This is a genomic window from Lachnospira eligens (genome assembly GCF_009680455.1).
Classification (GTDB): Bacteria; Bacillota; Clostridia; order Lachnospirales; family Lachnospiraceae; genus Lachnospira; species Lachnospira eligens_A.
This window is the reverse complement of record NZ_WKRD01000006.1, coordinates 217,944-231,708: the sequence shown is the minus strand read 5'-3', so window position 1 is coordinate 231,708 and position 13,765 is coordinate 217,944. Positions and strand designations below refer to the sequence as shown.

Annotated in this window: 14 protein-coding genes; 7 read left to right on the top strand and 7 right to left on the bottom strand. The window is 38.0% G+C overall.

Annotation, left to right across the window (positions count from 1 at the left end; genetic code table 11):
* Window positions 1-154 precede the first annotated feature (154 nt).
* Window positions 155-2,149: a recombinase family protein gene (locus GKE48_RS09610; protein ID WP_154300948.1), complete on the bottom strand. Its 1,995-nt coding sequence runs from the start codon at window positions 2,147-2,149 to the stop codon at window positions 155-157.
* 337 nt (window positions 2,150-2,486) lie between these two features.
* Here GKE48_RS09610 and GKE48_RS14845 point away from each other — a divergent pair, with 337 nt between their 5' ends.
* Both GKE48_RS14845 and GKE48_RS09600 read left to right on the top strand, forming a co-directional pair.
* Window positions 2,487-2,672, top strand: a complete 186-nt coding sequence (locus GKE48_RS14845) for a hypothetical protein (RefSeq protein WP_014080774.1) — start codon at window positions 2,487-2,489, stop codon at window positions 2,670-2,672.
* Complete coding sequence (locus GKE48_RS09600; RefSeq protein WP_005348504.1) at window positions 2,665-3,273, top strand: hypothetical protein; 609 nt, start codon at window positions 2,665-2,667, stop codon at window positions 3,271-3,273. Before GKE48_RS14845 ends, GKE48_RS09600 begins: the two co-directional genes overlap by 8 nt.
* A gap of 47 nt (window positions 3,274-3,320) precedes the next feature.
* Here GKE48_RS09600 and GKE48_RS14950 read toward each other — a convergent pair whose 3' ends face one another.
* Window positions 3,321-3,455, bottom strand: coding sequence for a hypothetical protein (locus GKE48_RS14950; protein WP_004844681.1), 135 nt, complete (start codon window positions 3,453-3,455; stop codon window positions 3,321-3,323).
* Window positions 3,456-3,704: 249 nt separating this feature from the next.
* Here GKE48_RS14950 and GKE48_RS09595 point away from each other — a divergent pair, with 249 nt between their 5' ends.
* A complete protein-coding gene (locus GKE48_RS09595) occupies window positions 3,705-5,951 on the top strand; it encodes a tetratricopeptide repeat protein (protein WP_154300959.1) in 2,247 nt (748 codons plus the stop codon).
* Window positions 5,952-5,988: 37 nt separating this feature from the next.
* On the opposite strand, the gene GKE48_RS09590 is transcribed toward GKE48_RS09595, so the two are convergent.
* From GKE48_RS09590 to GKE48_RS09570, 5 genes are all read right to left on the bottom strand, one after another.
* Complete coding sequence (locus GKE48_RS09590) at window positions 5,989-6,861, bottom strand: ATP-binding cassette domain-containing protein (RefSeq protein WP_005348496.1); 873 nt, start codon at window positions 6,859-6,861, stop codon at window positions 5,989-5,991.
* A 3-nt stretch (window positions 6,862-6,864) separates the two neighbouring features.
* On the bottom strand, window positions 6,865-7,521 hold the full coding sequence (locus GKE48_RS09585) for a transporter (protein WP_243138487.1): 657 nt from the start codon (window positions 7,519-7,521) through the stop codon (window positions 6,865-6,867).
* Window positions 7,518-8,588, bottom strand: a complete 1,071-nt coding sequence (locus GKE48_RS09580) for an ABC transporter permease subunit (RefSeq protein ID WP_055219539.1) — start codon at window positions 8,586-8,588, stop codon at window positions 7,518-7,520. Before GKE48_RS09580 ends, GKE48_RS09585 begins: the two co-directional genes overlap by 4 nt.
* 116 nt (window positions 8,589-8,704) lie before the next feature.
* Window positions 8,705-9,883, bottom strand: coding sequence for a HAMP domain-containing sensor histidine kinase (locus GKE48_RS09575; protein WP_005348491.1), 1,179 nt, complete (start codon window positions 9,881-9,883; stop codon window positions 8,705-8,707).
* Entirely contained in the window at window positions 9,871-10,545 is a 675-nt protein-coding gene (locus GKE48_RS09570; RefSeq protein WP_014080778.1) for a response regulator transcription factor, read from the bottom strand. The genes GKE48_RS09575 and GKE48_RS09570 overlap by 13 nt, the downstream gene beginning before the upstream one ends.
* A gap of 220 nt (window positions 10,546-10,765) precedes the next feature.
* Here GKE48_RS09570 and GKE48_RS09565 point away from each other — a divergent pair, with 220 nt between their 5' ends.
* The 4 genes from GKE48_RS09565 to GKE48_RS09550 are packed head-to-tail and all read left to right on the top strand — an operon-like array spanning window position 10,766 to window position 13,659.
* On the top strand, window positions 10,766-11,683 hold the full coding sequence (locus GKE48_RS09565; protein ID WP_154300947.1) for a ParM/StbA family protein: 918 nt from the start codon (window positions 10,766-10,768) through the stop codon (window positions 11,681-11,683).
* A 3-nt stretch (window positions 11,684-11,686) separates the two neighbouring features.
* Window positions 11,687-12,070 (top strand): adenylate cyclase, encoded by a 384-nt coding sequence (locus GKE48_RS09560; RefSeq protein WP_154300946.1) that lies wholly within the window; start codon window positions 11,687-11,689, stop codon window positions 12,068-12,070.
* A gap of 18 nt (window positions 12,071-12,088) precedes the next feature.
* Window positions 12,089-12,805 (top strand): replication initiator protein A, encoded by a 717-nt coding sequence (locus GKE48_RS09555; protein WP_154300945.1) that lies wholly within the window; start codon window positions 12,089-12,091, stop codon window positions 12,803-12,805.
* On the top strand, window positions 12,802-13,659 hold the full coding sequence (locus tag GKE48_RS09550; protein WP_154300944.1) for an ATP-binding protein: 858 nt from the start codon (window positions 12,802-12,804) through the stop codon (window positions 13,657-13,659). The genes GKE48_RS09555 and GKE48_RS09550 overlap by 4 nt, the downstream gene beginning before the upstream one ends.
* Window positions 13,660-13,765 lie beyond the last annotated feature (106 nt).

The following is a 13,765-nucleotide window of genomic DNA, read 5'->3' as shown; positions in this document are numbered from 1 at the left end:
ATTCTGAAATAAATCTAAAATATCTCGCTTTGTTATTTCTGTAATACGGTTCACTCCATTTTCCTCCTTTCAAGCATATTCAGCACTTATATATTGCTTCCCAAATATTTTAAAGAAAAGCGTACCACTATTTTTAATGATACGCTCACCATTATTAAATCACTTCAAAATGCTTCAATGCATCCTTTATCGCTTCCACTTTCTCCGCTGTCGGATGTTTCCTCGGCTGTTTCAATTCTTCTACCGCATTAGGAGCATCATACATTGGCAAGCCTAAATCTCTCTTTACCTCTGCGATATATGCGGTATGTACTTTGAAGCCGTATTTAGCTTCTATGTACTCCTTTATCATTTTGTAGGTCACTCGTTCTTTGGGCTTATAGCTTTCGGCTCTTTTAGCGATATTATCAAGCGGAACTTTTCCCTCACCCTCACCAAACTCAACTTTTACGTTGATATGTCCGTCTGGCTTTTTGTGGGAAAGCAGTACTACCGTCTCAACGGTACTTTCGTTGTCCCAACAAAGTTCCTGTGTCTCTCTGTCTCCAAAATACACCGGAAAACGGAACTTTATGTGCTTCAGGAATCTGCCATCTGGCTGCTCCTGCTCGTAAATGTCCACCTGTTCTACAAAGCTGTTAAGAAATTCTTTCTTCTCCAGGTCGGTGAACTTATCATATAGTTTATCAAAATACAAAAGAAATTGATAGACGTTTTCTTCTGATATTTTCTGTTGTCGGATATTCAACAGGCGGTTCTTGACTTCCTCTATACTGTTCTCCACGCCTTCAATCTCATCATACAAACGGTATAACCTTGTCTCCATATCCTGATATTTCTTCTCATAAAATTTATCCATGATATCCAGACTGTCCATCTGCTGTCCAAGCCTTGCTTTTGCTCCGGTCAGTTGTCTGTGCTGTTTTTCCAGTCCTTCAATCTCTTTTTCTATTTCTTCTGTATCTATTCTTGAGCCGATTTTATTCAGAATGGCTTCTTCAAATTTAGGATTCTTCACCAGTTTCCGAATAACCTCTTCCACTGCATTGTTAATCTTCTCTTCGCTCCATTGTTTACGATATCCACATTTATGACCATCTACCAGGCGACGATGTTTGCAGGCATAATAGAAATAATCCTTATATAAGGTTCCGTCTTTCTTTTTCTTTCGGTTTACGTTTCCATACATACCGCTTCCACATAACGGACATCTCAATATTCCGGATAAAATATGCTCATGATCCAGACTATGCGTCTTTTCATATTTCACACCTGTTTTTTCCCGTTTTTGATGTGCCAGCTCCCAATCTGTTTCTGAAATAATTCCTTCGTGGATACCATCATGCAGCATATAATTTTCCTGTTTTACAATGCGATATTCATTTCTTGTTCCTGAAACTTTCTCGTTCTTCCTTCGTCCATAAGCCAACTTTCCACAGTATACCGGATTATCCAGAACGCCTTTTATAAACGAAGAGGCAAATGCGTCCAGTGTATTATTCTGTCGTTTTTTCTTTTTATATCCATGCTGGTTCAGCCATGCGGCAATCGCAGAGATTCCCATATTGGTATGAATAAATTTGTCATAGATCAGACGAATAATCTCTGCTTCGTCCTCTGCAATCTGCAATTCTCCATTTACCAATTCATAGCCATATGGAGCAAATCCACCGTTCCATTTTCCTTCCCTGGCTTTCTGCTTACGTCCCTCCATTGTCTGAACAAGGATATTCTCTCGTTCAATCTCTGCCACCGCAGACAGAACAGAAATCATCAGCTTTCCACTATCTTTTGAGCTGTCAATTCCATCTTCAACACAGATCAGATTCACTCCAAAATCCTGCATCCTCTGCAAAGAATTTAAAACATCTGCCGCATTACGACCGAATCTGGAAAGCTTGAACACCAGTACAAACTGTACCTCATCTGTTCCATTCTCAATATTATCCAACATTCTCTGAAATTCCGGTCTGCCCTCTACGCTCTTTCCAGACTTACCTTCATCTGAATACTCATTTACGATTTCCATATTCTGAAATTCCGCATATCTCTTGAGTTTTTCTTTCTGAGCATCCAGACTGTAGCCATCTACCTGCATGGTTGTGGATACTCTGGTATATATATCGCATTTAATCTTTTTATTCTTCATAATCTTCCTCGCAGTATAACTCTGTTTCATTGTCCCAACCTTATTTTAGTACTTGTTCCAACTATTTTCAATACTTATTTTCCCTATTGACGCATTTCTTCGCCAATCGTATAATTAAGTTAGATACAGAGCATTTCTGTTATCAAAATATTGCCCGCCCACCATTGGCGACTTATAAATGATTGGCTCGAAAATATTGTTCGCTTACCGGAAGCGTCTAATAAATGTCCGGCTTGAAAATTATTTAGAAATAATTTCTGTTTTTGATATTGTGTTTTTATCACACATTGCATATACTATAAATACACAAAAAAGCCAAAAAAGAGGAGGTGTTAGTATGGCTACTTCAAGTATTACTCATAATTTTGTCGTATCCAATCCAAATAGCGTAAAGCGTTTTGTCGCAGCAATTGACGAAGCCGACCGTGACCGCACACCAAAGCAGACACTTCCCGGACGTCAGTTAACGAACCCACAGGAAATCTTAGCTTTAATGTCAAAAAGGAAGAAAAAACATGTCTGATAAATATTTTACCGTTAATATTCGGGCATATTTGGATAAAGACGAACCGACATATATCGGAGAGGAAAGTCTTTACGACTTACTCTCCGATTTTTCTTGTCCCAAAAATCCCGATGTGGAATACTTTTTATTACATAATGCGATTGAGTTTACCAAAAAAGATCAATCTATCACTTATCTGGTATTTGATGCTGAAGATGCTTCACTGGTTGGTTATTTTTCACTTACAATAAAACCAATCTCTGTCCGTGCTTCAAATATCAGCAAGACAATGGCAAAAAAACTGTCCCGTGTCAGTATTTTGGATGAAGAAACACAATCCTATACTACCGCAGCTTACCTGATTGCCCAGTTGGGAAAGAACTATTCTCTTCCAAAGGAAAAACGAATTCCTGGAAATATTCTACTGGGATTTGCACTGGAAACCATATCCAGTCTCAAATATTCCGTAGGTGGCGTTATGGAGTTTCTTGAATGCGAAGATAATGAATTTCTTCTGAGCTTTTATACGCAAAATCATTTCAAGCCATTTGATACGCGTATTACCGCTTCTCAGAATAATGAGCCACACACTCTGCATCAGCTTTTAAAATTTATTTGATTTAAAAATGCATGAAAAAAGCGACAGTCTGATTTACATTTTGTATTTCAGGAAACTGCCGCTTCTTTTTCTTCCTTATTCTGTTTTTCTTCCTCCAACTCCCGGAGGACTTCTTCGCCGTACTTATCAATCATCCGTACCAGAAAATCAATGCACCGCTCAAATTCAATATTCTGTTGCATAAGCTCCTCCCGTTATTGTTTGTTCTGAGCTTATTTTACAGAACCTGCCTGAAAACCACATTGAATAGAAATTGATTGTAAATTGACACAATCACTTTAAAAATATCCGTATTTTCTTGAATCGAATATATGTTCGTGTTATGATAGATATACTCAATCTTAACTACGAAAGGGGAATTTCTATTGAATCGATGCGATTTTTCTTCTATTAGCACTTGCTTAAAAAATCATATCAGCGAAAGTAATCAAATGAGTCAGCCTGATTTTTTATACGAATTATTTGAAGATTTTATGGATGATCCGGCAAATCAGGATTTTTCAATGGATAACGGTCTGGTTTGCCGCTGGATGACTGGTCAGGCTAAAATCAGTCCTAAAATATCCGCTTACTATTCCAAGCCATCCAATCAGGAAAAATTAGCCCATACCATCCACCAGAATCTTCTTCCACTGATGTCTGACTGTAATATGGCTATACAAGATATTTACACTTTATTCATTCAGGATGACAGCATCTCAGATGCGAAAAAGAAAAATCTGACTCCCTTATATAAACCAGCCAGTTCAAGACTGCTGTTTCTTGCAAAACTGATTTCTTTTGGCATGGAACGCCAATTCATCAAACGTAATACCAAAAATCAGAAGCTGCTCGCCGGAGGCGCTTTATCCCCTATTGTGCTGGATTATATTATGGACAGTGAGGTTCCGAAACCATGCCGTCATTTTATCGGAAGAGATAAAGAACTAGAAGAATTATATACCATGCTTGAGGAAAACCGTCATGTTTTTCTTTGCGGAATCGCCGGAATCGGAAAAAGTGAACTTGCCAAAGCCTACGCAAAGCAGTACATAAAGCAATACACCAATATCCTTTATGTAGAATATACCGGCAATCTTCATCAGGACATTACTGACATGGATTTTATTGACGATCTTCCGGAAAGCACTGAACAGGAACGGTTTCAAAGACATAACCGTTTCCTGCGTTCCCTGAAATCTGATACTCTGCTTATCATAGATAATTTTAATGTCACTGCCACACAGGACAGCTTTCTGTCAGTAGTATTAAAATATCGCTGCCAGATTTTATTTACGACCAGAAGTAATCTGAATGAATACTGTACTTTTCAATTAAAAGAAATACAGGATATAAACATTCTTTTCCAACTGACATCTGCATTTTATTCAGAAGCAGACAAGTATCGTTCGACCGTCGAAAAAATTATAGAGACCGTACACTATCATACTTTTGCTGTAGAACTGGCTGCAAAACTTTTGGAAAATGGAATTTCAACTCCAGGTCAGTTATTAGCAAAACTTCAGGAAGAAAGAGCATCTCTCGATAATGAAGATAAAATTAAGATAATCAAGGATGGTCAAAGCAGTAAAGCCACTTATTATAGTCATATCCATACTCTATTTTCACTATATGCTTTATCCCGAAAACAGCAGGATATCATGTGCAATTTGTGTTTTCTTCCTTACACTGGTATTTCTGCCCGCATATTCGCCAAATGGCTGGAACTGCCTACCTTAAATGAAATTAACGACTTGATTGAAACTGGTTTTGTGCAGACAACTACACGTCACACAATCTCCCTGCATCCTATGATTAAGGAAATTGCCCTTTCAGAGACAAAACCATCTGTAAGTAGCTGTCACATATTACTGGATTCTTTACAGAAAATATGTTTAATGCATGGAATTGAAGTCGATTATTACAAGAAGCTGTTTCAGACAGCAGGAAACATCATAGAATTGATTGAAAAAGATGATATACCAAAATATCTACTTTTTCTGGAAAATGTTTTTCCATATATGGATAATTATAATTACCAGAAAGGTATGAAAGAAATCATTCAGGAATTAAAAAATTTTTTGAAGCCTAAAGACATTGGCACCGATTCTGACCGGGCATTGTTACTGGATTTTCAGGCTACTCTTGAAATCAAGCCAGAAAAAGCAATAAAACTGGAAAAGGATGCACTTGCCCAGATAGAAAATATCACTGCTGACAATGCTCGCCTTGTTTCCAACCTTCATGCCAATCTCGGTGGACTTTACCGCATGAACGGTCATCCCGATCTTGCAAGAGAACACATGGAAAAAAGTATCTCACTGCTTGACCAATTTAACCTGCTTCATATAAATGACAGCATACCTCAGATTGCCAATTATGCAATGTTCCTGACAGAACAGCAGGAACCCGAAAGAGGCATCTCTGAATTGCAAAAATTATCCGGCATCATCAAGGAATACCATTCCGATGACTGTCTGGATTATGCCAAAGTACAGGAAACCCTTGGAACCATTTATCTGATGACTGCCAATCTTCCGCAAGCCAAAACACATTTTAAAAGAGCTTTCAAAATATATGAAAAGATCTGGGCTGATGAACCAGAAATGATTGAAGCAAAATATCAGGAAATTCAGGAGTTATATCCACAGATTGGATTTTGCATTGGAAAAAATCTATCCGGTCTTTTAACAAAATAAGCATAATTTGCGGCGGGCAACTTGCCCGCCGTTATATTCAACTATTCGTCAAATAAATATATGCATCTTCCAAAGTGATATCATTATCCAGGACACAATTCTCATTTGGCTTTCCTTTGCTTAATACTTTCATATGAATTCCATTTTCTACATACTGCTTAGATGATATAGAATAATTGGCTTCTAACAAACGGGCTTCTTCTGCATTTTGTACCGTACAATTCCAAACACAGCCCTTTGCATTTTCCAGCAACCCACTCACGCTTCCAGAATATAAAAAACTTCCCTTTTTCATAATGGCAAGCTGTGTACAGGTTGCTGCTAAATCTTCTACTACATGAGTGGAAAACAGCACAGTTCTATCCTTTGAAAAATCAACCAAAAGATTGCGGATCCTGATTCTTTCTTCCGGATCTAACCCGGTGGTAGGTTCATCAATAATCAAAAAATCCGGATTATTAAGAAGTGCCTGTATGAGTCCGACACGTCTCTTCATACCACCAGATAATTGCCGCATTTTTTTATTCTGATGCTCTGTAAGAGAAGTCTTTTCCAGATAATAGGTAATTCTTTGTTCGAGGTCATTTCTGGCTACTCCTGACAGTCCCCCCATATATACAAGACATTCTTTCACCGTAAGATTCGGATATAAGTCGATTTCCTGTGGAAGATAACCAATCTTTTTCTGTATTTTCTCATAATTTCCCTCGTTATACAGAATTCCATCAAGGGAAACCATTCCTTCCGTTTGTTTTAAAACAGTTGTAAGAACCCTCATCAAAGTGGTTTTTCCGGCACCATTCTCACCCAAAAGTCCGTAAATTCCCTTAGGTATTTCAAGAGATGCCTTATTTACTGCAACTACACCATTTTTAAATCTAACTGTTAAATCATTTATTCTAATACTCATAATCTATCCTCTTTTCTTTAAAGTCATTGGTAATACTGCAAATAAAAACAGCCCCGCTATAAAAGACACAAGCGTTCCATAAATCCAACTCTCGGACATTAATTGAGTAGGTTCACAAAAGCTGAAAGAAAACAATCCCAGATTTCCGAAAAATGAACTTCCCGCTTTTGATATAAGTCCAATGACAATTCCAAATAAGCATCCTATACCTGCCCACATATTTCCAAGCAATGTACACAAAATCACAGAGCATATACTCCAAAGCCAGATGGTTCCGAACATTGCAATGAAAAATAAAAGGAATATCAGAGTGCCCGAAACGCCTTCGTTTACACTGCCCGGTTTTTGCCAGAAAAATAAAACATATCCAACACAGGAAAGTATTAATAAATATAATATTTGAACGCACACTCTCTGTGATATTACTTTTAACTGCTTTTTTTGATCATACAAATGAAATACATCGGCACGCTTACTTTTTACTTCCATCAAATATGTGTCACTACAAAAAATAATTGTTAAAAATGCTATTGGAGACTGAATCGCTGAACCGATTTCTTCATAGTATATAATCGGATGAATAGCACACAATATCAGTATAAATGCGCATGAATAAAAAATCTTATATAATGGCAGGCAGTTTTTTAGTTCCGTTTTCAATGAACCCTCCTCCTTTTCCAGATTGTAACAGAAATACATACTAATATAACTGATGAAATTACAAGAATAATCTGATTTATGTTTGACATTTTGGCTGCATGTGTTTCAAAAAATCTGCCAGGGAATCGCACCATAATAGAGAACGGTCTCATATAATAAATATCATTCTTCATGGTCAGCATATTTGAATATATAATGTGTAAAAACAAGATTGGTGCTGCCGGAAGCGGATTTTTAAATATTACTGCTGTAATTGTATAGACACAACATATCATCAAAAGATTTGGAACAATATAGATCAGAGAATTCACGCAAAAATCAATTAGTGTTACTGGAAAGCCCGATTCTAAAGACGTTTTCAAACACAGCATAAAGAATATAACATTCAAAATCACTAATACTCCCAGCATACTAATGAATCCGCTTATTACTTTCCCACATATATATTGGACTGCCGTAACAGGCTTTGTATGTAATAATTCATAGGTACTTTTTCGTGTATCCTGAATAAATAAAAATGATAGCAAGACTGTTGCAAAAAAGGCCATATGCAATCCTGCAAAATCCGTAAATTTTTTGGCAAAGTACCAGGAAAAAGAATGTTCGGATAATTTCCGCTCGATATAATGATTGATTTCTTCTGCTGTCCCCTTATGAATTTCAAGGTCCTCATAAGCATATATTGCATTATAATAGCCATATTGGGATTCCAAAAACTCAGAAGCAGTCTTTACATCCATATTCTGAATTTCTTTCATTACATGATCTGCTTCCTGCCTGCTAAATCCAAAACCATTTTTGGAGGTGTCCATTAACGTCTCTTTGATCGTATCTTCCCACTCCCTTCTTCTTTCTTTATCATCAGATGTGGGAATGTACCCATCCATGACATCAGCATCTTCCAATGCTACGTCATTTTGTGTGATCTGTTCATTCTGTTTGATATAATGAATTTGCAAATACGATGACAGACATTGATACATACTGGCAACTATAATAATCAAGCCAATCCACAAAACAGGGTTCTTTAAATAATCAAGTATACTTCTTTTTATGATTGTTTTCATTGTATCTCTTCCTTTCTTTATTTCTTTAACAACATCATACAAATCAATTCTCAATAAATTCACAACAAAAAAGACTAAAACCACTTTATTTGTGATTTCAGCCTTATAAAGTATTTTTATTCAGCTTTGAAAAGAGCTTCTACATGAGCACCGCCTTGTCTGGCATTATATATTTTCAAATTTCCTCCATGCTTTTCACAGAAAATACGAGAAATATACATACCAAGGCCAAAATGCTTTAAATCATCTTGTGGATTCTTATGATAAAATGGCTCTGTTACTTTTTCCTCAGTATCCACAAATCCTATTCCATCATCTTCAACAGAAATTATAAGAAAACCATCCTTTTTCTTTATCTGCAAAGCAATACTTTTTTGTGCATATCGAACCGCATTTTCCAGTAAGTTGTCTGTCACTTCCATGACAAGTTCCTCATCCACTTTCACAATGTTTTGTTCCTGCACTCTTTCTACCTTACATAATTTACTTTCCTTCTTGGACAGCATGGCAGCTTCTGCCTCAATCTTTTTTGCCAGTTCCGATAACTCTATCTCTGAGCATTGCAGTTCCCTCTGTTCTAAATGGGACATTTTTCTCATGTTTTCCGTGAAATGCTCTATACGGTCAATCTGATACATGCCTGTTTGTAAGATATCAATAACATCCTCTGTTTTTATACTCTCGGCAGAAACAAACTCTAAGAGCATTTCCTGATACCCACGCAATATGGAAAGTGGAGAACGTATATCATGTGCAATTGCATTCCGCAAAGCCTTCTCGTCATCAATCATTCGCCACATCTTTCTGTTGTTATCTGCTAAATCACTTCGCATCATTTCAAATTCTTTACACAAAGTTCCCATCTCATCTTTATTTTCATAGGACACATGAAAATCCAGTTCATTATCTGCAATCATTTGTGAGGCATCTTTTAGTTCCTGTAGAGGTGTCTTTAACTTATTTTTATAAAAAAAGAATACCGCAACAACACTCCCAACAATCGAAAAAATCAGTACCGAATATGTTTCCATAAAGTCACACATTTCCGAAAGATGATAGTCCAAACGATTCATCTGCGATTGATTAGGTCTTGATATCTCAATCTCGTATTTCTTTCCATATTGCTGAAACACGTCCGTATAATCTGCATAATCAATATATTTTTCCCATATTTTATTCTGCATATTTCCTGCAAAATGAACTGTAAATCCAGATAACAGAAATGCTGCCGTTAAGCTGATCACAAAATAAAGCAGAATTGTTTTTTTCAGTGACAAGTTTCTTATTTTTTCCATCGGTATCCAATCCCCCATACAGTTTCTATGTATTCTTTTTCTGAATAATCCGCTATTTTTTTCCTTATACGCCGTACTAATTCCGTTATCGTTCTACTGTCCCCTTCCGCATCATATCCACAGACTTGTGCATATATACGTTCTTTATCAAACACCTGCCCTGGATGCATGGATAAGAATTCAATAATCTGATATTCAATTTTTGTGAACTCCATCCTGTGTCCAGCTATAGCTACTATTTTTTCAGAATAATCAATCAGCATTTCATCCATGAAACGGTATTCCGTTTTTTGTTGATGCCTTTCTTCTCTCTTTATGTTTGTGACAATCCTTGCTTCCAACTCCCGAAGACTAAATGGTTTCGTAATATAATCATCCCCACCTGAAAGCAACCCATTAATTTTATCATCTTCGTCAACTCTTGCTGTCAGAAATAAAATTGGACATAACACTTTACTGCGTATCAGACGACATACTTCAATCCCATCCATGCGTGGCATATTGATATCCAACAAAATAATATCCGGTTTCATTTTTATTTTATTTAATGCTTCCATTCCATCTGTAGCCGTAATGGTTTCATATTGTTTCATATTAAAATAACTACAAAGCATTTTCACCAATTCTTTATCATCATCGACAACTAAAATCTTGTATTTCATCCAAACCACCTCCAGTATCCATATTATACGATAAAAAACAATGAAATCACAACAAGAGTACATGAAGAACGTAAGCACAATATATCTTTTTTCTCAATTCCTGCTCAAATTCCCCTCAATGCCTTTTTCCTCCGATTTTCGTATGCTTATCCCACAGCAGAGCAGTACCACACCGGTACGACCTGCTGAATCAATCAATACGAAAACGGAGGTATTTTTTATGCGAGAACTCAGAAACACCAAAATCATTGCTGTAGATCATGGCTACAGCAATATGAAAACAGCAAACACCGTCACCCCAACCGGAATCAAAGCCTATGAAACAGAACCAATCTTCACTGGAAATATCCTGGAATATAACGGCATTTACTACCGGATTGGCGAAGGACACAAAGAATTTATCCCGGATAAAGCTATGGACGAAGAATATTATCTTCTGACGCTAATGGCTATTGCAAGGGAACTGAATGTCTTTTCCATCCGTGAAGCAGATGTTCATCTGGCTGCCGGACTTCCTCTTACATGGATCAGAAATCAAAGAGAAGCTTTTCGTTCCTATCTGCTCCAGAATCCAGAAGTCCGTTACCTTTTTAACGGCAAAGAGTATCATCTCCACTTTGTGGGATGCAGCCTTTACCCACAGGGGTATCCGGCTATTGTAAACCAACTTGGAGATTTCAAGGGAACCAATCTCCTTGCAGATATCGGAAACGGAACCATGAACATTCTGTATATTAACAATAAGAAAGCGCAAGAAAACCGATGCTGGACAGAAAAACTTGGTGTAAACCAATGCATGATTGCCGCAAAGAACGCTATTCTGGACAAATTCGGAGTGAAGATTGAAGAATCCACCGTAGAGCAGATTCTGCGGTTTGGAACAGCTGACATTTCAGCACCATATCTGGATTGTATCAGTTCTATTGCCAGACAGTATGCTGCAGATCTTTTTTCCACACTCCGCAAATATGAATACAATCCTGATCTGATGCACCTGTATGTGGTTGGCGGCGGTGGATGCCTGATCCGTAACTTCGGAACGTATGACAAATCGCGAGTCACTATCATTGATGACATCTGCGCCACCGCCAAAGGTTACGAATCTCTGGCTTATATGAGCCTGAAAAGGAGGGGATAAACCATGCAGAACAATATCCGCAACACAAACCTGCGCTTTAATCTGGACAAAGAACAGCAGCGGAGAGCCTGGGAATATTTACAGACGATGGACAGGCAGGATTTTAAATCTTACAGTCAGGTAATCTCTCTTGCACTGGTAGATTATTTTGACCGCTACTACCGCACACAGGCTGATCCTTATCTGGAAACAAGAGAACGGGAAGAACTTTTTGTGAAACAGATTGTAGATGCAGTGGAAAACAGTCTGAAACAGGCATTACCACTTTTTCTTTCCGGACTGACTGCAGGCATGGCACAAAGGGAGCCCCAAATCAGGGCGTCCTTTCCAACACCTGAAAATTCACAGCCAGATAGTGATGTAGACTGGGATTTTCTTGGCGAATAACTGATTGGAGGTGAACACATGACGGACTTTCTGACAGCAGACACCAACCTGCCATCTTATATGATGTTTCCCCGTTTTCTTCTGGACATGGAAATAAACGAAACTGCCAAAATGCTTTATATTATCCTGCTCGACCGGGCAAGGCTTTCCCAGAAAAATGAGGGCTGGTCAGATATCAATGGTCATGTGTTCATTTACTTTACAATTGAAGCACTGGCAGAAGTTCTCCACAAAAGCCAGATGACGGTTAAAACTGCTCTGACAGTACTGGAAAAACAGGAGCTTATCTTCCGAAAACGGCAGGGACCCGGACAACCCAATCGAATTTATGTAAAACTCCCAAAAGAAACCATCCACTATACAGACAGATTTCTTTCCCTAAGACAGACAGAAAACTGTCCTATTGGCAGACAGGATTCTTTCCCTGATACAGACAGAAAACTGTCTGGTAATAAGAAAGAGATAAAAAAGAACAATTTAGCAATAAGAGGGAGTAAAGAGCCACGCTCACCTTATGGAAAATTTCAAAATGTTTTTCTGTCAGAAAAAGAGCTGGAAAATATCCGGCAGACAATCCCTGACTGGCAGGATTATATTGAACGCTTATCCGGTTATATGGCTTCTACCGGAAAGCAATATCAGAACCATGCAGCTACCATCATCAGTTGGGCAAGACAGGATCATCCTGCTTCCCGGCAAAGAAATTACGAAAGTGAGGAATACGAAACACTATGACAAGATTTACAGAAAAAGCAACCGCTATAACACCAAGCAGAGAGCTTCAGCCTGATGAATATTTTAACGAAACAGACCACCTGATCTACTGTTCCAAATGCAATACGCCAAGACAATGCCGGCATGAATTACAGGGAAAAGTTCTTATTCCTTCCATCCGCTGTAAATGCCAGCAGAAAATCTTTGAGCAGGAAGAAGCCCAGAGAAAACTTCATGAAAAACAAATGGAAATAGAGCATCTTAAAACCAGCGGCTTACAGGACAAAGCACTCTATGACTACACTTTTGCCAGGGATAACGGCATCAATCCGGAAATAAAACTGGCACACAATTATGTAAGCAACTGGGAAGAGATGAAAGCAAACGCCTCCGGACTTCTCATCTGGGGTGATGTCGGTACTGGAAAATCTTTTTTTGCAGGCTGCATTGCCAATGCCCTGCTGGAAAAAGGCGTTCCTGTACTGATGACCAACTTTTCCCGGATTCTGAATACCCTTACCGGAATGTATTTTGAAGACAGAAACCAGTTCATCAACAACTTAAACCGCTACAGTCTTCTGATTATTGATGATCTCGGAATTGAGCGGAACTCTGACTTTGCACTGGAACAGGTATTCAATGTGATCGACAGCCGTTACCGCAGTAAAAAGCCTCTGATCATAACGACCAATCTCACTTTATCAGAGCTGAATAATGCCGCTGATATCGCACACAAACGAATTTATGACCGTATTCTGGAGAGATGTATTCCTGTCCGTATCAATAACCGGAATATCCGTCAGGACAATGCAACAGATAATTTAAAACAGGCGAAAAAAATCCTGTTGAACAATCATGCTCCGAACCAGAATTGACTCAAAGAAGTATAACGCAATGATTATTTTTCACTGACAGTGGTACTACTATCTTTCCTTATTTTTCACCAAGAACATGCCACTGTCAGTTATCTAAAACCATAGT